25 protein-coding genes are annotated in these 23,453 nt (G+C 57.4%); 7 read left to right on the top strand and 18 right to left on the bottom strand.

What is annotated here, in order from left to right:
* Positions 1-79: 79 nt before the first annotated feature.
* From recQ to DHN10_RS20000, 3 genes are all read right to left on the bottom strand, one after another.
* Positions 80-2,116 carry a DNA helicase RecQ gene (gene recQ, locus DHN10_RS06670; protein WP_108814553.1) on the bottom strand — a complete coding sequence of 679 codons (2,037 nt, stop codon included), beginning with the start codon at positions 2,114-2,116 and terminating at the stop codon, positions 80-82.
* A gap of 159 nt (positions 2,117-2,275) precedes the next feature.
* A complete protein-coding gene (locus DHN10_RS06675; protein ID WP_108814428.1) occupies positions 2,276-2,608 on the bottom strand; it encodes a hypothetical protein in 333 nt (110 codons plus the stop codon).
* Between the two features lie 102 nt (positions 2,609-2,710).
* On the bottom strand, positions 2,711-3,256 hold the full coding sequence (locus DHN10_RS20000; RefSeq protein WP_234417059.1) for a hypothetical protein: 546 nt from the start codon (positions 3,254-3,256) through the stop codon (positions 2,711-2,713).
* A 269-nt stretch (positions 3,257-3,525) separates the two neighbouring features.
* On the opposite strand from DHN10_RS20000, the gene DHN10_RS06685 reads away from it, so the two are divergent.
* The 4 genes from DHN10_RS06685 to DHN10_RS06700 are packed head-to-tail and all read left to right on the top strand — an operon-like array spanning position 3,526 to position 6,751.
* A complete protein-coding gene (locus DHN10_RS06685) occupies positions 3,526-4,170 on the top strand; it encodes a histidine phosphatase family protein (protein ID WP_108814430.1) in 645 nt (214 codons plus the stop codon).
* 12 nt (positions 4,171-4,182) lie between these two features.
* Complete coding sequence (locus tag DHN10_RS06690; protein WP_108814431.1) at positions 4,183-4,785, top strand: glutathione S-transferase family protein; 603 nt, start codon at positions 4,183-4,185, stop codon at positions 4,783-4,785.
* The gene (locus tag DHN10_RS06695) at positions 4,785-5,834 is read left to right on the top strand and encodes a saccharopine dehydrogenase (protein WP_199910640.1); all 1,050 of its coding nucleotides are present in this window, start codon (positions 4,785-4,787) and stop codon (positions 5,832-5,834) included. Before DHN10_RS06690 ends, DHN10_RS06695 begins: the two co-directional genes overlap by 1 nt.
* The gene (locus DHN10_RS06700) at positions 5,834-6,751 is read left to right on the top strand and encodes a glutathione S-transferase family protein (RefSeq protein ID WP_108814433.1); all 918 of its coding nucleotides are present in this window, start codon (positions 5,834-5,836) and stop codon (positions 6,749-6,751) included. Before DHN10_RS06695 ends, DHN10_RS06700 begins: the two co-directional genes overlap by 1 nt.
* Before the next feature lie 2 nt (positions 6,752-6,753).
* Here the strand turns inward: DHN10_RS06700 and DHN10_RS06705 are convergent, their stop codons facing one another.
* Positions 6,754-7,080 (bottom strand): DUF3775 domain-containing protein, encoded by a 327-nt coding sequence (locus DHN10_RS06705; protein WP_108814434.1) that lies wholly within the window; start codon positions 7,078-7,080, stop codon positions 6,754-6,756.
* Positions 7,081-7,164: 84 nt separating this feature from the next.
* Positions 7,165-7,341 carry a hypothetical protein gene (locus DHN10_RS19865; RefSeq protein WP_199910641.1) on the bottom strand — a complete coding sequence of 59 codons (177 nt, stop codon included), beginning with the start codon at positions 7,339-7,341 and terminating at the stop codon, positions 7,165-7,167.
* Positions 7,342-7,564: 223 nt separating this feature from the next.
* Between DHN10_RS19865 and DHN10_RS06710 the strand changes: the two genes are divergently transcribed.
* Positions 7,565-8,371: a hypothetical protein gene (locus DHN10_RS06710; protein WP_159086942.1), complete on the top strand. Its 807-nt coding sequence runs from the start codon at positions 7,565-7,567 to the stop codon at positions 8,369-8,371.
* A gap of 62 nt (positions 8,372-8,433) precedes the next feature.
* On the opposite strand, the gene DHN10_RS06715 is transcribed toward DHN10_RS06710, so the two are convergent.
* From DHN10_RS06715 to DHN10_RS06735, 5 genes are read right to left on the bottom strand one after another with little or no spacing between them, the layout of a single operon-like run.
* Positions 8,434-9,171, bottom strand: coding sequence for an SDR family NAD(P)-dependent oxidoreductase (locus DHN10_RS06715; RefSeq protein ID WP_108814436.1), 738 nt, complete (start codon positions 9,169-9,171; stop codon positions 8,434-8,436).
* Position 9,172: 1 nt separating this feature from the next.
* Positions 9,173-9,745: a DUF3833 family protein gene (locus DHN10_RS06720; protein ID WP_108814554.1), complete on the bottom strand. Its 573-nt coding sequence runs from the start codon at positions 9,743-9,745 to the stop codon at positions 9,173-9,175.
* A 3-nt stretch (positions 9,746-9,748) separates the two neighbouring features.
* Positions 9,749-10,975 carry an MFS transporter gene (locus DHN10_RS06725; RefSeq protein ID WP_108814437.1) on the bottom strand — a complete coding sequence of 409 codons (1,227 nt, stop codon included), beginning with the start codon at positions 10,973-10,975 and terminating at the stop codon, positions 9,749-9,751.
* A complete protein-coding gene (locus DHN10_RS06730) occupies positions 10,972-11,727 on the bottom strand; it encodes a DUF1365 domain-containing protein (RefSeq protein WP_234417070.1) in 756 nt (251 codons plus the stop codon). The genes DHN10_RS06725 and DHN10_RS06730 overlap by 4 nt, the downstream gene beginning before the upstream one ends.
* A complete protein-coding gene (locus tag DHN10_RS06735; RefSeq protein WP_108814439.1) occupies positions 11,727-13,025 on the bottom strand; it encodes an NAD(P)/FAD-dependent oxidoreductase in 1,299 nt (432 codons plus the stop codon). Before DHN10_RS06735 ends, DHN10_RS06730 begins: the two co-directional genes overlap by 1 nt.
* Positions 13,026-13,278: 253 nt before the next feature.
* On the opposite strand from DHN10_RS06735, the gene DHN10_RS06740 reads away from it, so the two are divergent.
* On the top strand, positions 13,279-13,803 hold the full coding sequence (locus tag DHN10_RS06740; protein ID WP_234417071.1) for a sigma-70 family RNA polymerase sigma factor: 525 nt from the start codon (positions 13,279-13,281) through the stop codon (positions 13,801-13,803).
* A gap of 8 nt (positions 13,804-13,811) precedes the next feature.
* Complete coding sequence (locus DHN10_RS06745) at positions 13,812-14,462, top strand: ChrR family anti-sigma-E factor (protein WP_234417060.1); 651 nt, start codon at positions 13,812-13,814, stop codon at positions 14,460-14,462.
* A 54-nt stretch (positions 14,463-14,516) separates the two neighbouring features.
* Here the strand turns inward: DHN10_RS06745 and DHN10_RS06750 are convergent, their stop codons facing one another.
* The 8 genes from DHN10_RS06750 to purH all read right to left on the bottom strand — a co-directional run bounded on the left by DHN10_RS06750 (position 14,517) and on the right by purH (position 23,446).
* Complete coding sequence (locus DHN10_RS06750; RefSeq protein WP_108814442.1) at positions 14,517-15,275, bottom strand: SDR family oxidoreductase; 759 nt, start codon at positions 15,273-15,275, stop codon at positions 14,517-14,519.
* A 4-nt stretch (positions 15,276-15,279) separates the two neighbouring features.
* On the bottom strand, positions 15,280-16,515 hold the full coding sequence (locus DHN10_RS06755) for a DNA recombination protein RmuC (RefSeq protein WP_108814443.1): 1,236 nt from the start codon (positions 16,513-16,515) through the stop codon (positions 15,280-15,282).
* The gene (gene mutL, locus DHN10_RS06760; protein WP_108814444.1) at positions 16,512-18,323 is read right to left on the bottom strand and encodes a DNA mismatch repair endonuclease MutL; all 1,812 of its coding nucleotides are present in this window, start codon (positions 18,321-18,323) and stop codon (positions 16,512-16,514) included. The genes DHN10_RS06755 and mutL overlap by 4 nt, the downstream gene beginning before the upstream one ends.
* Before the next feature lie 40 nt (positions 18,324-18,363).
* Positions 18,364-19,674: a M16 family metallopeptidase gene (locus DHN10_RS06765; RefSeq protein WP_108814445.1), complete on the bottom strand. Its 1,311-nt coding sequence runs from the start codon at positions 19,672-19,674 to the stop codon at positions 18,364-18,366.
* The gene (locus DHN10_RS06770) at positions 19,674-21,005 is read right to left on the bottom strand and encodes a M16 family metallopeptidase (RefSeq protein WP_108814446.1); all 1,332 of its coding nucleotides are present in this window, start codon (positions 21,003-21,005) and stop codon (positions 19,674-19,676) included. The genes DHN10_RS06765 and DHN10_RS06770 overlap by 1 nt, the downstream gene beginning before the upstream one ends.
* Before the next feature lie 85 nt (positions 21,006-21,090).
* Positions 21,091-21,291, bottom strand: coding sequence for a DUF3035 domain-containing protein (locus DHN10_RS06775; RefSeq protein WP_108814447.1), 201 nt, complete (start codon positions 21,289-21,291; stop codon positions 21,091-21,093).
* Positions 21,292-21,340: 49 nt separating this feature from the next.
* Complete coding sequence (locus DHN10_RS06780; protein ID WP_108814448.1) at positions 21,341-21,847, bottom strand: signal peptidase II; 507 nt, start codon at positions 21,845-21,847, stop codon at positions 21,341-21,343.
* 9 nt (positions 21,848-21,856) lie between these two features.
* The gene (purH, locus tag DHN10_RS06785) at positions 21,857-23,446 is read right to left on the bottom strand and encodes a bifunctional phosphoribosylaminoimidazolecarboxamide formyltransferase/IMP cyclohydrolase (RefSeq protein ID WP_108814449.1); all 1,590 of its coding nucleotides are present in this window, start codon (positions 23,444-23,446) and stop codon (positions 21,857-21,859) included.
* Positions 23,447-23,453: the final 7 nt, after the last annotated feature.

Below are 23,453 nucleotides of genomic sequence, written 5' to 3' on the forward strand. Positions count from 1 at the left end.
AACGCGGGGCGACATCCCGCAAAATGAAAACCTCAAAAGGCTGTCCCGCGCGGATGGCCTTTTGTTTTTGGTGGGGGGTTTAGCGGCTTTCCAGCACTTCAAGAAAGGCCTCACCAAATCGCTCTGCGTATTTGTCACCGATCAAACGGGTGAGGTTGCCCATATCAGCGGCATGAAGCTGGGCCACCTTGGCCAACATGGAGGCAGAACAGCTCATGGGTTTGTCCGCGCCATGCGGGCCGCGGCTAAGGGCCGCTTGGGCTTGCATCAACTGGTCATAGACGGCGCCTTCGTCACGCCCTGCCAGTTTGCGGCGCATGGGATGAACCTCTTCAACGGCCCCCGCTATTACTTCGAGGAAATCACGCCCGTAGTTCTCAAGTTTTTTGGCCCCGACGCCGCCGATATGGGCCATATCATCAAGGTTCATTGGGCGTTTTTCAGCCATCTCAATCAAGGTGCGGTCGTTGAAGATGATATAGGCCGGCGCATTGGCCTGTTCGGCCAGATAGCGCCGTTTGGCCTTAAGTGCCGACAGCAGTGGCGCGTTTTCTTCGCTGACAAGCATCCGCACCTTTGGGCCAGATCCGCGTGCAGCCTTGATTGTGTCGCGCCGCAGCTCGATCTTGGCTTCGCCACGCAGGATCGGGCGGGCATGTTCGGTCATGCGCAGGGCACCGTGGCGTTCACGGTCAGGGCGCAGCAGGTCATGGCCCATAATTTGCCGGAAAATGGCCTGCCATTGGCGCTTGTCATATTCCTTGCCAACCCCAAAGGTTGGAAGGCTGTCATGGCCGCGCTGCATGATTTTGTCGGTTGGGTTGCCCATGACAATGTCGATCAGATGACCTGCGCCAAACCATTCGTCGGTCCGCAAAGCGGCAGAAAGCGCCATGCGCACCGCAGTGGTGCCGTCAAAGACTTCGGCGGGCTTATCACACAGATCGCAGTTGTTGCAGGGCTGTGGTGTTTCGCCAAAATATTCCAGCAGATTTTGACGCCGACAGCGCAGTGCCTCGGCCAACCCAAGCAGGGCATTCAGCCGCCCATGATCCGCCGCACGGCGTTCGGGCGGTGCCAGCCCTTCGTCAATCTGCTGGCGGCGGTAACGGATATCATCGGGGCCAAAAAGCGTTAGCGTTTCAGCTGGGGCACCATCGCGGCCCGCACGACCGATTTCCTGATAATAGGCCTCAATCGATTTGGGCAGATCAGCGTGGGCGACCCAGCGAATATCGGGTTTGTCGATGCCCATGCCGAAAGCGACAGTCGCGCAAACGATCAGCCCGTCCTCTTGCTGGAAACGGCGTTCGACGATGCGGCGGTCTTCGGCCTCCATCCCGCCGTGATAATGGCAGGCACTGTGGTCTGCTTCGCGCAGGGCGTTGGACAGTGTTTCGGTTTTGGCGCGGGTGCCGCAATATACGATCCCTGACTGCCCCTTGCGCGCCGCTGCAAAGTTCAGGATTTGGTTGCGGGGCCCGTCTTTGACGGCAAAGGCCAGATGGATATTGGGCCGGTCAAAGCCGCGCAGAAATGTGGATGGTTGCGCCCCGTCAAACAGCTTTTGCACGATCTCATCGCGCGTCTCTGCATCTGCGGTGGCGGTAAAGGCGGCAAGTGGCACGTTCAGAGTGCGCCGTAGATCGCCCAGACGCAGATAATCAGGGCGGAAATCATGACCCCACTGGCTGACACAATGCGCCTCATCCACAGCGATCAGGCTCACACCTGCGCGCCGCAGCATATTTATCGTGCCACCCGACGCCAGCCGTTCAGGTGCCATGTAGAGGAGTTTGAGCGTACCAGCCTCCAACGCCTCCCACACGGCATCGGTTTCTTCCTGTGTATTTCCCGAGGTCAGCGCCCCTGCCTCAACGCCTGCTTCGCGCAGGCCGCGAACCTGGTCGCGCATGAGGGCAATCAGTGGGGAAATGACAACAGTGACACCGTCACGGACAAGTGCAGGAAGTTGGAAGCAAAGCGACTTGCCGCCGCCTGTGGGCATGATGGCCAATGTGTTTTGACCCGCCACAACCGCGTCAACGATTTCGCCCTGACCGGGGCGGAATTCATCAAAGCCGAATACATCGCTAAGAAGTGCGGTCGTGGACACCAAAATGACCCTGTTGGTTTTTGCTTATGGGCTGCTCTTGAGCCTCACAATCCCATGCCAAGAATCGGTTAACAAGAGGTGAGGGCACGGCAAAACGAAAAAGAGCCGCAGCTGGGTACAGCTGCGGCCCGAGTGGACAGGGGGGAGCGTGTCCGGGGATTAGCGGTCGACGTCGTAGTCGCGCTCAGCGACGGTTTCGCCGCCAACTTTCAACAGGGCGATCACGTCGGACGATGGGCGGATGCCTACATTGACACGCACGTCAGCGTTTGCACCTGCGTTGACCATTTCAGTGCCCAGCAATTTGCCGATTTCACCTGTAGAGAAGTCGTAGATTTCAACAGTGCCGGCGCCTTCAGCAGTCACCAGACCCAGGTCCAGTGTAGAAGAGCTATCCAGACGCTCGTTGAATTCGAAGTAGCTGTCGGCGGAAGCGACGGAAGCAGTTGCGGCGATTGTTGCAGCGACGAGTGCGATTGATTTGATAGACATGATATATTTCCTTTTGGTGTTGTTTACATGGCGTGACGCCGTGAGCAGGGAGGGAGTAGGTAGGGTGGCGGCAACCATCTACTGGCCGCCGCCAAGATGCATTTAGCGGTCGATGTCGTAGTCGCGCTCAGCGACGGTTTCGCCGCCAACTTTCAACAGGGCGATCACGTCGGACGATGGGCGGATGCCTACATTGACACGCACGTCAGCGTTTGCACCTGCGTTGACCATTTCAGTGCCGAGCAGTTTGCCGATTTCACCTGTAGAGAAGTCGTAGATTTCAACTGTACCGGCGCCTTCTGCAGTCACCAGGCCCAGGTCCAGTGTAGAAGAGCTATCCAGACGCTCGTTGAATTCGAAGTAGCTGTCAGCGGAAGCAACGGAAGCAGTTGCGGCGATTGTTGCAGCGATAAGTGCGATTGATTTGATAGACATGTTTTCGTTCCTTTTAAGTTTGTTATCTGCGGCGGGAGAACCGCGTTTGATTTGGTGTGCAGCGGTCTGTGCTGCGTTTCGATGAGTTGAAGATTGTGCTTTTGGGGCCGTTCGAAAAGGGAGGCGGCGATCACGAAAATGGTGATCAATGTGATCGCACTTGGTTCTTGACATGAGGATTTGAATGCCATTGGGGTACATCTGCGCGCTCATGCACAGAAACCCATCCGGGTCTGTGCGGCGGCGGACCGAATGCCCTGTCAAACTGGATCAGTACTTTTTCAACCGTTCACAGATTTCAGTCTGGCGCAAATCCGTGAGCGTGCATTATTTCTGTATTCTCGCGCCACCGTGACGGATGTGACATGCGATGGATGTGGCAGAGCGTTATTCTGACCCGCTAAAGGCCGTCGCCGGGCGGTTTCTGAGTCGTTGCAATGCCGGTTCCCACCTCGTAACTCTATACGCTCAGGAGGATTTGCATGGGCGAAGTCATATTGGTGCGGCACGGGCAGGCGAATTCCGGTGCGACAGATGAAGAAAGCTATGACCGTCTGTCCGATCTTGGTCATCAACAGGCCGCATGGCTGGGTGACTACCTCAGAGATCGCGAAGCCCCCTTTGACAAGGTGATCTCGGGCAGCCTGCGCCGCCACCGCGAGACCGCCGCCGGCATCGGATATGCCACGCCAGAGATTGATGAGCGCCTCAACGAGATGGACTACTTCAATCTGGGTCAGGCGCTAGAGGATGTGCACGGCGTGCCGTTCCCCGGACCTGAGGAATTTGCCGGGCATGTCCCTCTGGTGATGCGCGCCTGGCATAACGCCGAGATCAAGGGCGTTGAGACCTTCGCCTCATTCGAGGATCGCGTCACATCCGTCCTGCAAGAAGCCGCAAAGCCCGGCACCCGCGTATTATGCGTGACCTCGGGCGGAGTGATCGGGATGATCATCCGGCATTTGCTGAACCTTGATCCAACCCGTATGGCGCATGTGCTGTTGCCGATCATGAATAGTTCAGTCCATCGGGTGCATGTCATTCCCCAAGGACCAATCCTTGCCAGCTTCAACGCCATTCCGCATCTGGATCACGATGATCGTGCCCATGCCATGACCCATTACTGAAAGGTCCGCCTCATGCTGACGCTCCACTATGCCCCCAGAACGATATCAGTCGCCGTGGCCATTGCGCTGGAAGAACTGGACACCCCCTATGAGGCGGTCCGCGTGGATTTTGCCAGTGCCGAGCAAACCAAAGAAGCTTACCGCAAGGTCAATCCCAAGGGACGCGTGCCCGCGCTGGTCACGCCTGAGGGTATATTGACCGAAACCCCGGCCATTCTGGAATACGCGGCGTCTTCCCTTGTCCCCGATGATGCTTTTGCCGCCGCGAAGATGCGCGAATTGATCTCTTATCTGAATGCGACGATGCACCCCCATCATGCGCACGGTATCCGGGGTGAGCGTTGGGCGGATGACGAAAGCTCTTTTGCCGACATGAAACGTAAAGTCCCAGAGCGGATGGGCGATTGCGCGGCACATCTGGAAGAAACGCTGCCAAGCCTACCGTATGAGATCGGGACAATGCAGGTTCTGTCTGACGCCTATCTTTATGTAGTGCTCAGCTGGCTGCCGGGGGATGGGGTGGACATCACAAACTACCCACGGCTTGCCGCCTTTCAGGACAAGATGAATGAACGCGCCTCGGTGCAGGCCGTTATTGCTAAGGACATGTTGTGATGCCGCATCTTTGGGTGCGGTCAGAACAGCGGGCGAATGAGGAACGGGTCGGGCTGACACCACAAGGTGCGGCCAAATTGCGGGCCGCCGGATTTGACGTCACGGTTGAGCAAAGCACACAGCGTAGCCTGCCCATCGCAGACTACGCGGCGCAGGGTTGTACCATCGCAACAGAGTTCTCATGGATCGATGCACCAGATGATGAGATCATCTTTGGTCTGAAGGAACTGCCCGACGACGGCACGCCGCTGCGCCACCGCCACATCATGTTCGGACACGCCTACAAGGGACAACCGGCAGGGCAGGACCTGCTGCAACGGTTCAAGGCCGGTGGCGGCACATTGCTTGATCTGGAGTATCTGACGGATGCCGATGGGCGTCGCGTGGCCGCCTTTGGGTATTGGGCAGGCTATGCTGGGGCGGCCGTGTCTTTGATGTGCTGGTTGGCCCAGCAGAACGGAAACGTGGCCGGGCCAGTCACGACCTACAAAAGTGCAAACCATTTGCTGATGGCTCTGCAGCAGGATCTGATGGCGCTGGGCACCGAGCGGCCTACGGCATTGATTATCGGGGCGCTGGGGCGTGTTGGCAGCGGCGCCGCCGATCTGTGTGCGGCGATGGGCGTGGCGACAACCCGTTGGGACATGGCCGAAACCGCCTCTGGCGGCCCATTCCCAGAGGTGCTGGCGCATGACATCTTCCTTAACTGCATTCTGGCGCGCCCCGGCACGCCGGTCTTTGTGCCAGCCAGCGCCAAGGTGGCCGTGCGCAAACTGTCGGTCATAGGCGACATTGCCTGCGACCCTGACAGCGACTTTTCACCCATCAAGGTCTATGACCGCACCACAACCTGGGATGCCCCGGCCTTGCGGGTCCATGACCAACCGCCGCTGGACGTCACGGCGATTGATAATCTGCCGTCGATGTTGCCCGCAGAAAGCAGTGAAGATTTCGCCGAACAGCTTTTGCCCCACCTCCTTGCGTTGGAGACAGACGCAGATGGCGTCTGGGGCCGCGCGCGAGACTGGTTCACAAGGGCAACGACCTGATGGGGTATATGGTCGAAGGTGTGTATCACGAGGGGGACGACGTCACCCAAACCCTGCCCAGCGGCGCGTGGGAACGTAGCCGAAGTACGGTACGCAACTGGATCGGCGATGCGACTTTCCCGGCAGAGGCCGGGCGCTATCACCTGTTTGTAGCATGGAACTGTCCTTGGGCACATCGCACCTTGCTGACCCGTGCCATCAAAGGGCTGGACGCAATCACAGTATCCTACGCCAAGCCCAACCGAGACGCACAGGGCTGGATCTTTGATGCAGAGGGTGAATTTGCGGACCCGCTGCTGGGTGTGCGTGCCGTGCATGAGGTCTATAGCGCGGATCAGATGCGCTATACCGGGCGGCTAACTGTGCCGGTGCTTTGGGACAAGGTGCAGGGGCGTATGGTCAGCAACGAAAGTGCTGACATCGTGCGGATGTTGAACGCCAGTTTTGACGGGGCTGACCTGTACCCTGACGGATTGGCAGACGAGATCAATCAATGGAACGACTTGATCTATGACACGGTCAACAATGGGGTCTACAGGGCCGGGTTTGCCTCGACGCAGGCAGCATATGAAAAGGCGGCGCATCAGGTTTTTGAGACGTTGGACCGGATCGATGCACATCTGGCGGATCATCCGTGGCTTTGTGGCAACCAATTCACCGAGGCTGATCTGCGGCTCTTTCCGACGCTGGCGCGATTTGACGTGGCCTATCATTACGCCTTTCGGTGCAATCTGAAGAAGCTATCGGATTATGTGAATCTTTGGCCTTATGCCAAACGCATCTACGCTATGCCCGGTGTTTCTGAAACGGTGCGGTTCGACATCTACAAACAGGGCTATTTCAGTGCGAGCGAAAAGCGTAATCCACTGGGCATTGTCCCAATTGGGCCAATGGTTGATTGGGGCACCGGGGCTTGACCTTAGGCCGGACGATACAAATCGTCTTCCGCCGCCATTGCACTAGTGCCTAGCGCTTCCATTCCGGCCTCTAGATGATCCGACAAATGCGGCGATCCCTTAAGGTACTCTGTCGTCGGTGTTGTCGCCTCGCGCACGGCCGTTTGCAGCGCTTCGGCAAGGTCTTCTGGCTCGAAACTGCCGCGACCGATCCAAAAGACGGCGACAAGGCCTGCCTTTTCATCATCGGTCAACTGATCAACAAAGCCGTTGAATTCATTCTCGGCCCTGTCCAGCTCGCGGGCCAGAATGATCACCTCTGCGATCTTGTCGGCGGAAATAGGTAGCATCGTACATCCTCCTGTTGCCTGAACATGGCGCAGGATAGCACAGCCAGCCTTGATCTGGCGCAAGGCAGAGACGGTTTGTCGCGATCACTTTTTGTCGCGCGCCGCTTTCTCTTCTTTGGTCAGTTTGTTGTTCCACTGATTATTGCTCAGCCCTAGTTCTGCCGGAGGCGGCTTGGTTTTGCCAACGCTGACTTTGCCACCCTTGTTCAGGAATTCCTGAATAAGGGCATCATCGGTTGTAGGTTTGGGGACATGCTTCATACCGCCAACGGTAGCCGAGGGCGGCCAATGCAGCAACAACTGCCTGCTGCCCCAAGTTCGGACACAGTGTTAGCATTCTTTCAATTTGGGGATTGGCGAGAAGGTTCATGTTGCATTAAGAACATCTTAACGGTGGGTGTTTGTTGGGCGCCGTGGAAGCTGATTCTAATGCCAATGATTGGCTTAGGGTCTAAATGTTTGGTTACAAAGTTACGGGTTAACTATGAAAAAACACATTCTACTTATGCTCATGGGGCTTGCCGCATGTTCAAGCACCGACGATTCCATCGAAACTGTCACGGTCAGCAGCGAAACTGTTGCGGTAGGCGATGTGCCTGTTGATGTGCGGTTTGATGCTGGAACGGATAGCGTCATTTACTCCATTGGCGGTTCGACCATTGCCACGCTATCGCGCGATGCCACGCTAGATCGCGGTTCATTTGACGGATTCCAGGACGATCCTAGTGACGACTACGCGTTTCGATCAGTCTCCGCCTCGGGAGACTCGGCCATTACGGTTGGCGCGGCAGATGGTTCGCCCACTATTCTGAGCGCTACTTACGAACGCATCAACGACACCGCCATCCCGGTTTCGGGCGCAACTACCTTCACCGGCGATTATCTGGGCCTCATTACTGAAACAGGCCAAACCGAATTGCTTTCGGTTGTGACTGGCGACATGAGCCTTACAGCGAACTTTGGTACATCAATGGTGTCCGGCTCAATTTCCAATCGCGTGGTTGGCATAATCGCGACCGGCGCGCCAAATGGTGACGCGGCGACGGACCTAGCGCTTGAAGCGACCGGTCTTGACGCATTGGGTGGCTTTTCGGGAGATGCCTCTGGCAGTGCGATCACGGCCGGCTCTGGGTCGCTCTACACAATCACATCAGGGCGCTACACCGGACTTATCAGCGGTGCGACCGCAGACGAAACTGTCGGTGGTGTCGTGATTGACTATACGCGATCCATGGGATCGACCGGACCAACTGGTTTGGTGGAAACCGGCGGATTTATCGCTACGGAGTAACAATAAGCCATTTGGCTGTTGCAGAGGGCAGGACTTCGGTTCTGCCCTTTCACGTTTGTGACTTATTTTGCGCCAAATAACCGATAGTACATCCAGTCCGGCATGAGCTGCGACAGCCGGAAAACCCAAGAAAACACCATCGGAAAGCTCTTCTTGAAGGTGTCGGTGTTCATATGGTCGAACACCTCTTTCGCCGCATCTTCGGCTGACATGATAAACGGCATGTTAAAGTCGTTCTTTTCGGTCAATCGCGTCTTGATAAAGCCGGGGTTGATCAACTGCACGTCAATCGGGGATGTCCGCAAATCCGCCTGCATGGATTCAGCCAAGGACATCATCCCAGCTTTGGAAGAACAGTAGCCAATTGCGCCCGGTAATCCGCGGAAACCCGAAAGCGAACCGACCAGCACAATGTGACCCGCGTTCTTGGCGATCATATCCTTGATGACCGATCCGACCACACGCGACGCGCCGAGGAAATTCACCTCGCCCATCATGTCGGCTTTTTCGTTGTCCCATTCCTGGGCCTTCATGGGCCAATAGACGCCAGCCAGATAGACAACGCCGTCAATACCGCCGATTTCCCGCGCCACCGCTTCCACTGCAGTGCGGTCGGCGACATCAACAGCCACGTAATTCGCTTTGCCGGGAAGCTCTTCCACCAGCGCTTTCAACCGATCTTCTGACCTAGCTGAGACGATGACCTCTGCCCCTGCGCGGCTTAGGCAAAAGGCCACCTCGCGGCCCAACCCTTCGCTTGCGCCCACAAGCCAGTAACGTTTTCCCTGCCAGTTTTTCACATCACTCTCCGGCGTAGGTTTTTTCTTTGGGGCGCATAGTGGCCACCAGTTCAGCAACCTTGATCCCGAATTTGCGGAACTGGCTGCGGTTCATGATGTTGCCATTGGCCATCAGATACATCCAATCGGTGACGTCCAACGCGTGACCGCCCGCTTCCTTCGTGAGTTTTATACGGTAGTTCAGCAGCACAGCCGATCCGCTTTGCTGACCTGTGCCTGCACCCACGACATCTGGGGCCTCTGCTTTGATCCGCCCGTCATTGCCAAGGGTCAGGGTCCAGACGCGGTCTTGAACTTGCCCGCTGTCATAGTGAAACTTTTCCACCATGGTGCAGACATTACCATTCCATGTGGCATCAAAATCAGCGACGAAACGCGACGACACCTTGCCCGTTGGGCCGTAAATCACACCTTCACATTCCACAGGTCCATTGAACCGATCGCGGATATCAAAGATCGGCCCATCGGCATAGTCGTCGGACCTTTGCGCCCGGAACGACACATAGCGTGTCTTGGCAACCACGGCTGCACCCATCAGCGCAACACCAATCATCAGGTATGTCAGAACTGACATCATCTAATCCTCAAGTTTCGTCACCAGCAGAAGGCCGATGGCAGCAAGTTTCAAAAGCGACGGCACAAGTGCGTAAAGCATCGTCAGCATCGTAATAGCTTCTCTTGGCAAATCGGTTGCCCCGGCCTGAAAGCCTGATCGTTCAAGTAGCGGCAGCAAGAGCACCGCGGCGAAGGCAAGCGTGAACTTGTTCACCAAATTCCAAAGCCCGAACCCCTGCCCCCCGTTGGGCGAGATTACGGCCATGCGTTTGGCGAACATCGCGGGCAAAAGCGTGAGGTCTGCCCCGATGGTCGCTCCACTTAATACGCAGATAACTGCAAAGGGGATCACATCGCCGGGCGATAAAGTGAGTGTATAGCCAAATGATGCGACGGCGAGGATCATCGCCGCGATCAAAACGGGCTTTGCTCCAAACCGTTTTGCGAGCGCCGACCAGATTGGCGAAGACACCGCTGCGGCCAGAAAAAACAGGACCAAAAGCGCCCCTTCCCAGCCCACAGCACCCAGTTTGCTTTCCACGTAGAACAGAAACAAGGTCGAGGACACCGCGAGAGGGGAGGCATTTACCAAGGCCAGAATAAGCAGTTTGCGCGCTGTATTGTCGTGGATGATTTCGCGGATTTGCGATGGTTCCTGCGCCACACGGCCTTTCCACTCTGGCCACATAAAGAACGCAGCAAAGAACGTGAGAACGGCAAAGCCGTAGGCGAAGGCTGCAAACGGATCGGTGACCACGCCGATCAACACAGTAGGCACAACGGCGGCAATACAGACCCCCAGCAACGCCCCGCTTTCGCGCCAAGCCGCCAGACGCACATGCCCTTGCGGATCGGTCCCGGCTTTGCTGACGCCTTGGGCATAGAAATTGATGGTCAGAAAGCTGAACGCTGTGAACAGTCCTGTAACGGTGATCCCGAACCACCACAGCGGGTCGATAGGGGGAGCAACTGCAAAAAGGCCGATCATCGACAGCGCCATGACAAAAGCGGCCAAAGTGATGGCCATTTTCTTGCCGTCCTGCAGCCGTTCACTGATCCAGCCAAGAACCGGGTCCTGAATCATGTCGAACAGGCGCATGGCAAACAGCAATGCACCCAATGCCGCCAGACTGACCCCAAAGGTGTCAGCGTAGTATTTTGGTGCGTAGATATAGATCGGCAATCCGGCCCCAGACAAAACAGCGGCAAATCCGGTATAGGCCGGCAGCCGCTCTGACAGGGCTTTCATCGGCTGACCTCCTCCGCCGGTGGTTTGGGTTGCGACCGGAAGGTCGCGCCTTTCCACCATAGTTTGATCGCTTGCCAATGGATCAGCGTGAGAACCCGCCGAGACCCAAAGGGCCTGCGCAGCGCTGCTTTGATGATAGAGGCGTTGGTGATCGGTCTGCGCGGCCCGGTCAGTGTGGCAATGAGCCCGCCGTTGCCGCGTGAATAGTCGATCCAGATGCCGATACTGTCGGGCTGGATATCAAAGCGGAACGTGTATCCACCCTCGATCGGCTGGAAAGGGGACACATGCAGCAGCTTCTGGGCCGAGATCGTTTCATCCTTGGTGATCGCCCGCCCGTCGTCGTGCCGACATAGATAGGAATGGCGGTCGCCAAAGGTATTTGTGACCTCTGCGATGACGGTGGTTAGCGCATCATTGGCGGTGTAGCACAGCCAGAAAGAAACAGGGTTGAAGACATGCCCCAAGACGCGTGGCTGGGCCAATAGCTCGATCCGGGCGGTATCCATTACATCATTAGTCGCCAGCACATTTCGCACCCAAACGGCCCCGTGGCCCTGCTTTGGCGCACCGCCATGATCGCTGTCTTGTAGGGACATCAGATTGCCGCGATTGCGCGAAAACAGGTTGGGTGTCTTTGGCGAAGCCTCTGCATCCATCAGCACGTAGTCGATCGAATAGCGAAAGGCGTTTTTGGTTGCCCCTCGCCGTCCGTGATAGGTTTCGGCTGCGATATGATGCGCAACGGATATCACTCTGCCGCCAACTCCATATGGTCCAGTGCGTTTAGCGAATGCACGACGTCCAGCGCGCTGGACAGGCCGTCCTCGTGAAAGCCGTTCTTCATCCATGCGCCACAGAACCATGTGCGGTTTGATCCGTTGATCGCTGCGGCTGCTTGTTGGGCGGCAATCGCCTCAAGATCATAGACCGGGTGGCGCAGGGTGACCTCGTCCCAGATCAAGTCTTCCCTGATCGGGCGGTTGGAGTTCAGCGTGACCATCATATCTTCGCCCGTCAACCAAGGTTGGAGCGAATTCATCCAATACGTCAGGTTGATTTCCGTGTCTGTGTGCTGCGCATCCTCGGAGTAAATCCAGGATGACCAGACCTGACGGCGTTTTGGCATGATGGAGGTATCGGAATGCAGCACCACCTTATTGGGTTGATAGCGTACCGCACTCAGGATTGAGGTTTCGGCGGCAGTTGCATCTGACAGCATTGCGAGGGTGTCATCTGAATGGGTGGCAAAGACTACCTCGTCAAAGTGTTCCCATTCGCCACCATGGGCTTTGATGTCCGCGCCGATATGGGTCCGGCGCACCGCATTGATTGGCGTGCCAAGACGCATTTCGATCCCGCGCTGGGCCATGTCAGCCTCAAGCCGGGACACGTAAGCCTGTGACCCACCTTTGACCGTGTACCACTGGTGCTGGCCGGTCGCACCAAGCAGGGCGTGATTGTCGAAGAAGCGCATCATTGCATAGGCGGGAAAATCGAGGATCTTTTCCTTTGGTGTTGACCAGATCGCACCCGAGAAAGGCAGCAGATAGTGGTCACGAAAATAATCGCTCAGGTTCAGTTTCTGCAGCAACTCACCTATGGTCAGGGTTTCGTCTTGAGCGGCCGCCAACCCATTGGCATTGAATTGCAGAATATCGCGAACCATGCGCAGGAATTTGGGGCTGGCGATGTTGCTGCGCTGGGCAAAAAGCGCGTTCAGGCTGGCCAACCCATATTCCATCTTGCCACCATGAAATGACGCACCAAAGCTCATATTGCTTTTCACGACCGGCACGTCGAGATGATCAAAAAGGCGGGTGAGGTTAGGATAGTTGGCGTAGTTGAAGACGATAAAACCTGTGTCGACGGCCTGATCGTGGTTCTTGCCAGCCATACGGGTGCGGGCATGGCCACCTAGCCGCGGTTCCGCCTCAAACAAAACAACACGATGGTCCTTGGCCAGCGCATGTGCTGCCCCCATCCCCGAAATGCCTGCCCCAACTACCGCAATTTTTCTGGGCACAGTCGTCCCGGTCTCAAATGGCATTCCTGTCGCGCTCCGTCTTTTTCTTGGCGTTCTTTTTTCTTACGCGCCGCGAACTTAGCTGGATCATAAGAAAATTAACATCCGATGTGATCCGTTTGATTTTCTGCCGCGTAGTAATGACATGATGACGGAAACCAATGCCCTCGCCAAAGCCAAAGTACCTGCTGCAATTGTGGCCAAGGCTGCTACGGTGGCACAGCAAAATGTAAAGGTGGGGAAACGCAAAGTGACAGCCGATGCGGCAAACAAGCGTATGGCCTGGGTTGTTCAGGTCAACGCGATACGTGACAGTCAGGACCGCTCTGCGTTCTCTGAGTTGTTTGCGTATTTCGCGCCGCGGGTGAAGTCGTTTTTGATGAAGTCGGGGGCCAGCCCGGATCTGGCAGAAGAATGCACACAGGAGGTCATGGCGACCCTTTGGAACAAGGCCCATATGTTCGATCCGGCCAAGGCGAGTGTATCCACATGGATCTTCACAATCGCCCGAAACCGCAAGATCGACATTCTGCGCAAACAACGCAGGCCGGAACCAGAAGACTTGCCATGGGGGCCAGAAGCAGAGCCCGATCAGGCCGAAGCGATTGGTCTACAACAAGAAACGGAACAACTGGGCAAGGCTATGGCGGCCCTGCCTGATGAACAAAGGAAACTGATCGAACGCGCCTACTTTGGCGAGTTGAGCCATAGCGAAATTGCCGCAGAAACTGGCCTGCCGCTTGGTACGATCAAATCGAGGATCAGACTGGCGCTGGACCGCCTGCGTCACGCAATGAAATGATGAATGATATGAAACAGATCAAACACCACCTGACCGAGCCGCTTTTGATGGGCTATGCCGCTGGCACCTTGCCAGAGGCGTTTAACCTTGTTGTCGCCACGCACATCACCATGTGTGACACTTGCCGCGCGGCCTTGGCCGAGTACGAAGCCGTCGGGGGCGAGGTCATGCTGGATGCAGAGCCGGTTGATATTGCCGAAGATGCGCTGGCCGCGACCCTGGCAAAAATCGATGGTGGTTTAGTGAAAGAAACGCCGCACCCTGCGCGCAAGGCCGACAGCGTCTTCCCTGGTCCGCTTCAGGACTATGTCTCGGGCGAAATCGACTCGCTCAAATGGCGCAAGGTTGGCGGAGGTGTCAGCCAGTTGGTATTGAAAACCTCCAAAGACGCCAGCGTGCGCCTGCTGCGTATCCCCGCCGGAACTGCTGTTCCTGATCACGGCCACCGCGGCACGGAACTGACGCTGGTCTTGCAGGGCGCTTTCACTGACGAAGAAGACCGCTTTGGCACGGGCGACGTCGAAGTGGCGAATGAAGATTTGCACCATAAGCCCGTGGCTGAAAAGGGGATGGATTGTATCTGTCTTGCCGCCACGGATGCGCCGTTGCGTTTCAACGGCCTTGTACCCCGGATCGCACAGCGGTTCATCGGAATCTAAACCACGTCGTTCCCAAGCCCACTCAATATGCCTCGGCGAAAGCCGGGGCATTTTCTATGCCGAATGATAGGTCTCAGTGTTCCCATCCACAGCGATCACCTGTCCAGAGATGAACTTTGCACCGTCCGAGGACAGATAGACGCAGAGATCGGCGATCTCTTGGGGTTCAGCAAAGCGGCGCAAGGAAGAGCCTGAAGCATAGTCTGTGTAGACGTCATCTGCCGTCACACCCCGCGCGCCTGCTTCGGCCGAGAGGACACGATCAATTCGCGCGCCTTTCACAGCACCGGGGCAAATGGCGTTACAGCGAATGCCATGTGGGCCAAGCTCTGTTGCGATGGTTTTGGTAAAACCGATCACCGCCCATTTTGCGGCGGCATAGGGCGCACGAAAGGGCACACCGAACAGACCGGACGTGGAAGAGATGTTGGTAATTACGCCCGCCCGCTGCCGTTTCATCACCGGCGCTATCGCGCGGCATGCAATCATCTGCGCATCAAGGTTCACCGCCAGACAGCCTTTCCATTGCGCAAGATCAAGGTCTTCGATTTGACCAGCCTGCCCGGCAATACCTGCGTTATTAATTAGCACGTCACACCCGCCCATGGCATCCATGCTGGCGTGCAGCCATGCATCCAAGGCGGTCTCATCGGTGACGTCAACGCAAGCGCCTTTGATCGTGTCATCAAGTGCAGCAATGGCTGCCGCATCCTGATCGCAGACACACACGGTCGCGCCCTGAGCAGCATAACCTGCTGCAATCACGCGCCCGATCCCCCCCGCACCGGCTGTGATCAAGACGCGTTTTGACATAGGACTACTCTTTCGGTGGTATCAGCGGTGTGGCGCCATCAACATCTGGCGATAATTCTTCAAAGTCAAAGTTATCCAGACGGTCGGCCCGTTTGCCTGCACGGGTTGCGGCAGTCAACACGCCAGATACGTCATCGCCCGCCTGACGCAGGTGTGTTTCCAGCTTACCGGCCCTTTCGCCAATGATCTCCACATCGCGGTGCAGCATGCGTAGCGCTTTGCGAATCTCGCCCGCCTGTTCGCGCATGCGCGCGTCCTTCAAAATGGCGCGCATGGTGTTCAGCGTCGCCATGCAGGTCGTGGGCGAGACGATCCAAACGCGCGCGCTGAACCCTTCGCGCACGATATGCGGCAGCTTGCTGTGCAGCTCTGCGTAAACCGCTTCTGAGGGCAAGAACATCAATGCCCCATCTGCGGTCTCGCCCTCAATCAGGTAACTTTCCGAGATTTTCTTAATGTGCGCCTTGATGGCTTGACCAAAAGCGGTCAGCGCGCGGTCGCGATCAATCTTGGTTTCAGCGGCCATCAACGCTTCGTAAGCTTCCAACGGGAACTTGGCGTCGATGACGATCGGGCCGGGCGGGTTGGGCAAATGTATCAGGCAGTCAGGCCGGCTATTGTTCGAAAGAGTTGCTTGCCAAGTGTAGCTTTCGGCTGGCAGTGCTTTTGACACGATGTCCTGCAGTTGGATTTCTCCGAAAGCACCGCGTGTTTGCTTGTTCGACAGAATATCCTGCAAGGACAGCACGTCGCCCGAGAGTTTTTCGATATTCGTCTGCGCCTTGTCGATGGTCGCCAGCCGTTCCTGCAATTCCGTCAGGCTTTTGGTGGTCTTCTCAGACGATCCGGCCAGTGTGTCTTTCATCCGCTCTTGCATGTCCGACAAGGATCGCGCGGATTTCACCGCATTGTCCGCTAAACGCTCGGCCATCTGCGCCTGCACCTCTGCCAGCCGCGTTTCCATCGTTTGTACGACTTTTACCTGCGCATTGGCCTGTGCATCGCTGACGGTCTGGATATTGCCCGCCAGTTGGTGTTGACCGTGACCCAAGGCATGCACATCCTGCGTCAGGCGACCGACCTGTGAGGCGACAAATTGCACCGCTTCCGTCGATTTTCCTGCCCGCCGTACCGTAACGATCAGCAGGATCACGACCAAAAGCGCGATTAGCCCGGCTATCATGATCCCCAATGTCAGGGGATCCGACAGATCAAATGTCATCTCGCCGATCTGGATCATGTGCGCCCGAACAACCGTTCGATGTCAGAGAGTTTGAGTTCCACATAAGTGGGTCGCCCGTGGTTGCATTGGCCGGACAATGGCGTCGCCTCCATCTCGCGCAGCAGCGCGTTCATTTCTGCGGCCTGCATCCGACGGCCAGACCGGATCGACCCGTGACAGGCCACACGGCTGAGGATCGCTTCGATCTTGGATTGCACGCTGGCGCTTTCGCCCTGATCCGTGAGTTCATCCAGAATGTCACGGATCATTGCAACCGCATTCACTTCACCCAAAATCGCAGGGGTTTCGCGCACGGCAATGGCACTGCCGCCAAAGGGTTCAATCGTCAGGCCAAAGCGGGCAAGGTCATCGGAGTGTTCGATCAGTTGTGCGGCATCATTTTCGCTCAACTCCACAATCTCGGGGATCAGCAGGGCCTGCGCAGCTACGCCATTCTCGGCCATCTGCGCCTTGAGCTTTTCGTAAACCAACCGTTCATGTGCTGCATGCTGATCAACGATCACGATGCCTTTTTCGGTTTGCGCGATGATGTAGTTCTCATGGACCTGCGCGCGAGCTGCGCCGAGGGGCAGGTCGGCAGGCTCGTCCTCAATGACCGGTTCGATCCGGGCGGACGGGGCCTCGGAAAACCCCGGCGCCTGCGCTTGAAATGTCATAGAGCGTGCGCTGAAACTGGGCCGGTCCATCTGATAGATGCGCGGCTCAACTGGTTCTGGTGTGATGGCGCCCAACGTGGCATTCGCCACAGTGGTTGAGGCGCGATGCCCCGCTTCTGCCAAAGCATGTCGCAGGCCCGACACGATCAACCCACGCACGGTACCGGGGTCGCGGAACCGGACTTCGGACTTGGCGGGGTGGACGTTGACATCCACAAGCGTTGGGTCGCAATCCACAAAGAGCGCCGCGACAGGGTGTCGGTCACGCGATAACACATCCAAATAGGCCGCGCGCAATGCGCCCAGCAGCATTTTGTCCCGTATGGGGCGACCGTTCACGAAAAGATATTGCGCCACCGCCGCCCCGCGCGAATAGGTGGGCAGTGCGGCATAGCCGGTCAGGTGGAACCCTTCGCGCATGGTGTCGATTTGCAGCGCGTTTTCGGCGAAATCCTTGCCAAGCACCGTGCGTAACCGTCCATGCAGCGCATCAAACAGATCGCCGGTTTCAGCGTCGGCGCGGAACATCGTGCGGCTGTCGCCCTTTGAGGCATCGCGCAGAATGAAGGTTGTGAAGGGCTCGGCCATGGCAAGTCGTTTGATCACGTCGGACACGGCCTGCGCTTCGGCCCGGTCGGTGCGCAGGAATTTCAAGCGGGCAGGCGTGGCATAGAACATATCGCGCAGGGTGATCACGGTCCCTTGGGACAGGGCGGCGGGTTTCACCGCCTGCATTTGTCCGCCCGCCACGCTGACGGTTGCGCCTGTACCTTCCGCCGTCCGCGATGTGATCGACAAACGCCCCACCGCACCCAGCGAAGGTAGCGCCTCACCCCGGAACCCGAATGATGTGATGTTGAGCAGGTCAGATCCGTCAATTTTGGACGTCGCATGCCGCGACAATGCCAAAGGCAGATCATCCGGCCCCATACCGCAGCCATCATCTGTGACCCGGATCAGTGTCTTGCCACCGTCAGCAATCACCACCTCAATCCGGGAGGCACCCGCATCAATGCTATTCTCAACCAGTTCCTTGACCGCGGAGGCAGGCCGTTCCAGCACCTCACCTGCCGCAATCCGGTTGATTGCGGCGTCATCCAGCTGCCGAATGACAGGCTGCTGCTTTATCTGGGGGTCTGCAATGGCCATGCCACAAGCTGTAGCTGTTCTCGCGCGATTCTGCGAGGGGCTATTGTGTGCTTTCCAGCCCCTCAGGCTTGCCCACCACCACAAAATGCAAATCATCTGGTTGCAGCAGTTCTGCCGCAACCCGGTTCACATCGTCCAGCGTTACCGCGTCGATATAGTCGTTGCGATTGACCACATATTGGGGGGGCAGTTCGATCATCTGCATGCCTACCATGATCTTGGCGATCTCGGCGTTGCCATCAAAACGCAGAGGGTATTCGCCAGTCAGATAGGTTTTGGCGGTGTCCAACTCTTCTTGCGTCAGGCCTTCATCGGCCATGCGCGCCCATTCGGCGCGCGTGACTTCGATCGCTTCGGCGATTGTCGCATTGGACGAAGCGACAGAACCGAACACCATTTCAGCATGAAACTTGGGCACCAAAAAGCTACGGATTCCATACGTCAGACCACGTTTCTCGCGGACCTCGGTCATCAATCGCGATTCAAATCCACCCGCGCCCAGCACTTGGTTCATCACAAAGGCGGCAAAGAAATCCGGGTCGTCCCGTTTCAGCCCAGCATGCCCAAAGAGCGCTACAGATTGCGGTGTTTCATAGTCGATGACGGTTATCCCACCCTCTAGCCCAAAGGCCACATCATCGGGCAGCGGCGGCCCCTCGGCTGGCAGGGCGCCCAGCAGATCATCCAGCATACCGCCGACGGCTTCTGCCGTTATATCCCCAACAACCGACACAAAGACCCGATCCCGCGTCAGCGCATTGCGGTACGCGTCGAACATATCTTCGCGGGTTAATACGGAGACGCTTTCAACGGTGCCATCAATGGATGACCCATAGGGATGATCGCCAAAGGCGGCCGCGTCAAAGGCAGCACTAGCAATATCGTTGGGGTTCTTGGCATCGCTTGCAACGCCTGACAGGACCTGCGCACGCACGCGGTCCAAAGCGTCCTGATCAAAGCGCGGCTCAACCAAGGCTTGCCGCAGCAGCGCCAGTGCTTCAGCTTTGTTTTCCGTCAGGAACTGTGCGGAGATCGACAAGGTGTCGTCAAACGCGCGGAAGCCATAGCTGGCCGCCAAGCCTTCGCGCGCGGTTTGAAACTCCTGCGCGCTCATTTCGCCGGAACCTTCTTCAAGCAGGCCGGTCATCAGGTTGGTGGCCCCCCGTTTGCCCGGCAAATCAAGGGACGCACTGCCGCGAAAGCGGATTTCCAGCGCGATAAATGGGATCGAAGGTTCTTCGACGACCCAAGCGTTGATCCCACCGGGCGAGGTGACCTCTTTGATGTCAATTTCCGCCCGCGCAGTGCTGGCGATGATAGTTAGGCATAGGCTCAGTGCTAGACGCAGCATTACATCGCCTCCTCTTGGCTGGGCACGACCCAACCGGTCACGGATTGGTTGCGGTCAAAGACCTTCGCGGCGACCGCTTTGATATCTTCAGGCGTGACCGCCTGCAGGACATCCGGCCAGGCCTGAACGTCTTCGACGGTCAGGCTTTGCGTCAAGGCTGCACCATAGCGGCGGGCGATGCCGGAGACGTCGTCCAGCGCATAAACTTGTGAGGCGCGCAATTGTGTGCGGATGCTTTCCATACGGGCGGGATCAATCGCGGCTTCCATGAAGTCAGCGATCACTTGATCCATGGCCGCTTCGGCGTCGGATAGTGTGATGCCATCGGCGGGCACGACGGCAAAGGAAAAGGTTGTCTTGTCCAGGCTGCTGCCGCCGTAAGAGGCATTGGTATAAATGGCGGTCTGGGTATCAAATTGCAGGGCTTGCCCCAGATCAGACGTGAAGGACGATCCACCAAGCAATTCAGCCAGATAGACAAGCGCGGCGGCCTCTTCCTGGGCGCCGGGGTCGCGTTCCGGTGCAAGGTAGTTGCGGACCAGAAAAGGTTGGCTGACGCGTGGATCAACATAGGTGATCCGGCGTTCGGCCCGTTGAGGGGGTTCTTGCGGGCGGATGCGTTCGGGCAACTGATCCTCGGCGGGGATTACCCCGTAGTATTGTTCGGCCAGTGCCAGCACTTCGGCAGGCTCGACATCGCCAGCGACCACCAAAACGGCATTGTTGGGCGCATAATAGAGGTCATAGAAGGCCTGCGTGTCTTCCAGTTCCAACTGCTCCATCTCGTGTTTCCAGCCGATGATGGGCACGCCATAGCGGTGGTTCTGATACAGGGCCGCAGTGAATTGTTCGCGGGCCAGCGCATTGGGGCTGTTTTCGGTCCGCTGGTTACGCTCTTCGAGGACGACATTGCGTTCTGTGACGATGTCTTCGGGCGTCATCTGCAGATTGTTCATCCGGTTGCTTTCCATCTGCATCATCAGCTCTAGCCGGTCGGCGGCGATGCGTTGGAAATAGGCGGTGTAATCATAGCTGGTGAAGGCGTTGTCGCTACCGCCGTTGGCGGCGACGGTGGCGGAAAATTCACCCGATTCCAAAACGTCAGTCGCTTTGAACAGCAGATGTTCAAGGAAGTGGGCGACGCCAGATGCGCCCACGGGTTCGTCCGCTGATCCGACTTTGTACCACAGCATATGCACAACAACGGGCGCGCGGTGGTCTTCGATCACCACAACCTCCATCCCGTTGTCGAGCGTAAAGGTCGTGACCTCTTCTGCGGTGGCAGCTGTCGCCGCAAAGATCATTGCCAAGCTGGCAAGCAGTCGTTTCATGGGCAGAGATTCCTCACAAGATTGCACTGAACCTACGCCGTGCTGCGCAGTCTTCAAGTCATCATACGCGGATGTGAGGTAGAGGTTATCGTGCCGCCCGGTTTGTGCCGCCTGGTGTCGGCTGAGGCAACGCACGGCTGGGCGGCGTTTGTAGTGGTCCTGCGGGTGTCACCAAGAACGTGCTTTGCTCGGGTCCGACATCGCGGAAGCCCATGCCATTGTCAGGGGCACCGCTACAGGCAGCAACCCCAAAGGCCAAAACAAACAAAGTAAGCACGCGCATCATTCATACCTCTAGGCAATTGCTGCGTAGTTAGCGCAAGCGGCGGGCAAGGTCACGCCGCTTTCTTCTTGTCGTCGGCAAGAAAGGCCAACCCGATGGCCCCAGCAAAGATCGCGATGTCTGCGACGTTGAACGCATAGGGGTTGTTGATCCCGCAGCAGGACATGTTCAGGAAATCCGCCACGGCCCCGTAAAAGAAACGATCGATGACGTTGCCCATTGCCCCGCCAATCAGCAAACCGCCCGATATATAAACCCATTTGGTGCCGCCCGCCCGGTTCAGCCACCAGATCACGACCGCTGAAATCACAAAGGCCATGCCGACCAGCGCCCAGCGCATGTCGAAGTCAGCAAAAAGCCCAAAGTTGACGCCCCGGTTCCATGCCATGCGCAGCACAAGGAGCGGCGGAAACACTTCGACTTCGGGGGGATAGGGGAGCCGGGCCGCTGGATCAGTGACCTGCGCCCATGTCAGGCCGAACACCTGGAACAGGACAAAAAACTTGATCGCTTGATCGACCAAGAAGACGCAAATCCCTGTCCAGAACATCAGCCGCATTGGTTTCTCCTAGTGCCGGAAGTGGCGCATGCCGGTAAAGACCATCGCGATGCCTGCCTCATCCGCAGCTGCAATGACTTCGTCATCACGCATCGACCCGCCGGGTTGGATCACACATGTCGCACCCGCAGCAGCGGCCTCCATCAGACCGTCAGCGAAGGGGAAGAACGCGTCTGAAGCTACAGCAGAGCCTTTGGTCAGCGGCTCAGGCAGGCCCATCGCATCGGCCATGCGCTCTGCTTTTTTGGCGGCAATCAATGCACTGTCAAGGCGCGACATCTGGCCCGCACCCACACCGACAGTGGCCTTGTCTTTGACATAGACGATGGCGTTGGATTTGACGTGTTTGGCGACTTTCCACGCGAACAGGAGATCCGCCATCTGCGCATCGGTCGGCGCAAGTTTGGTCACAATCTTCAGATCATCCATCCCCACAAAACCTGTGTCCTTGTCTTGTACCAGCATACCACCGGCGACCTGACGATAGGTGGTGATCGGTGCTTTGACATCGGGCAAGCCATCGGTTGTCAGCAGGCGCAGGTTCTTTTTGGCGGCAAAGACGGCCCTAGCGGCGTCTGAGGCACCGGGCGCAATCACCACTTCGGTGAAAATCTCGACGATTGCCTTGGCGGTGACCTCATCCAGCGGTTGGTTCAGCGCGACAATCCCGCCAAAGGCGCTGGTGCGGTCGCAATCAAACGCATTCTGATAGGCCTCAAGCAATGTCGCCCCACGCGCGACCCCGCAAGGGTTGGCATGCTTGATGATCGCAACCGCAGCGCCGACCGTGGGGTCAAATTCGGCGACCAGCTCAAACGCGGCGTCGGTGTCGTTGATGTTGTTGTAAGACAGCTCCTTACCCTGATGCTGCTGTGCCGTCGCCACACCGGGCCGGTCTGTGCCATCTGTGTAAAAGGCCGCAGACTGATGGCTATTTTCACCATAGCGCATCGTCTGCTTGTAAGTGCCCGTGAAAGAGCGGCGGCGCGGCGTTTCCTGACCAATCGCACCGGCCATCCATGTGCTAACTGCGGTGTCATAGGCCGCAGTGCGTGCATAGGCCGTCTGCGCAAGGCGTTGGCGCAATGAGATCGAGGTCTGCCCGTCGTTTGCGTCCAGCTCAGTAAGCAACGCGTCATAATCCTCAACATCAGTTACAACTGTAACAAATGCATGGTTCTTGGCAGCAGAGCGGATCATCGCAGGGCCGCCGATGTCGATGTTCTCGATGCAGGTGTCAAAATCGGCGCCTTTGGCGACGGTCTCTTCAAACGGATAGAGGTTCACAACCAGCAGATCGATTGGCCCGATGTTATGTTCGACCATCGCGTCGCGATGCCCTTCCAAATCACGGCGCGCCAGCAGGCCGCCATGCACTACCGGGTGCAGCGTCTTCACGCGGCCATCCATCATCTCGGGAAACCCGGTCACGTCCGCGACGTCCCGAACCTCAAGCCCCGCATCGCGCAGCGTCTTGGCCGATCCACCCGTTGACAGCAGTTCGACCCCACGCGCGGCCAGCGCTTTGCCAAGGTCAATCAACCCGGTCTTGTCAGATACAGAAAGCAGTGCGCGGCGCAGGGGGGCAAGGTCAGTCATGGCGGTC

The sequence above is a fragment of the Loktanella sp. Alg231-35 genome (genome assembly GCF_900143545.1).
GTDB lineage: Bacteria > Pseudomonadota > Alphaproteobacteria > Rhodobacterales > Rhodobacteraceae > Yoonia.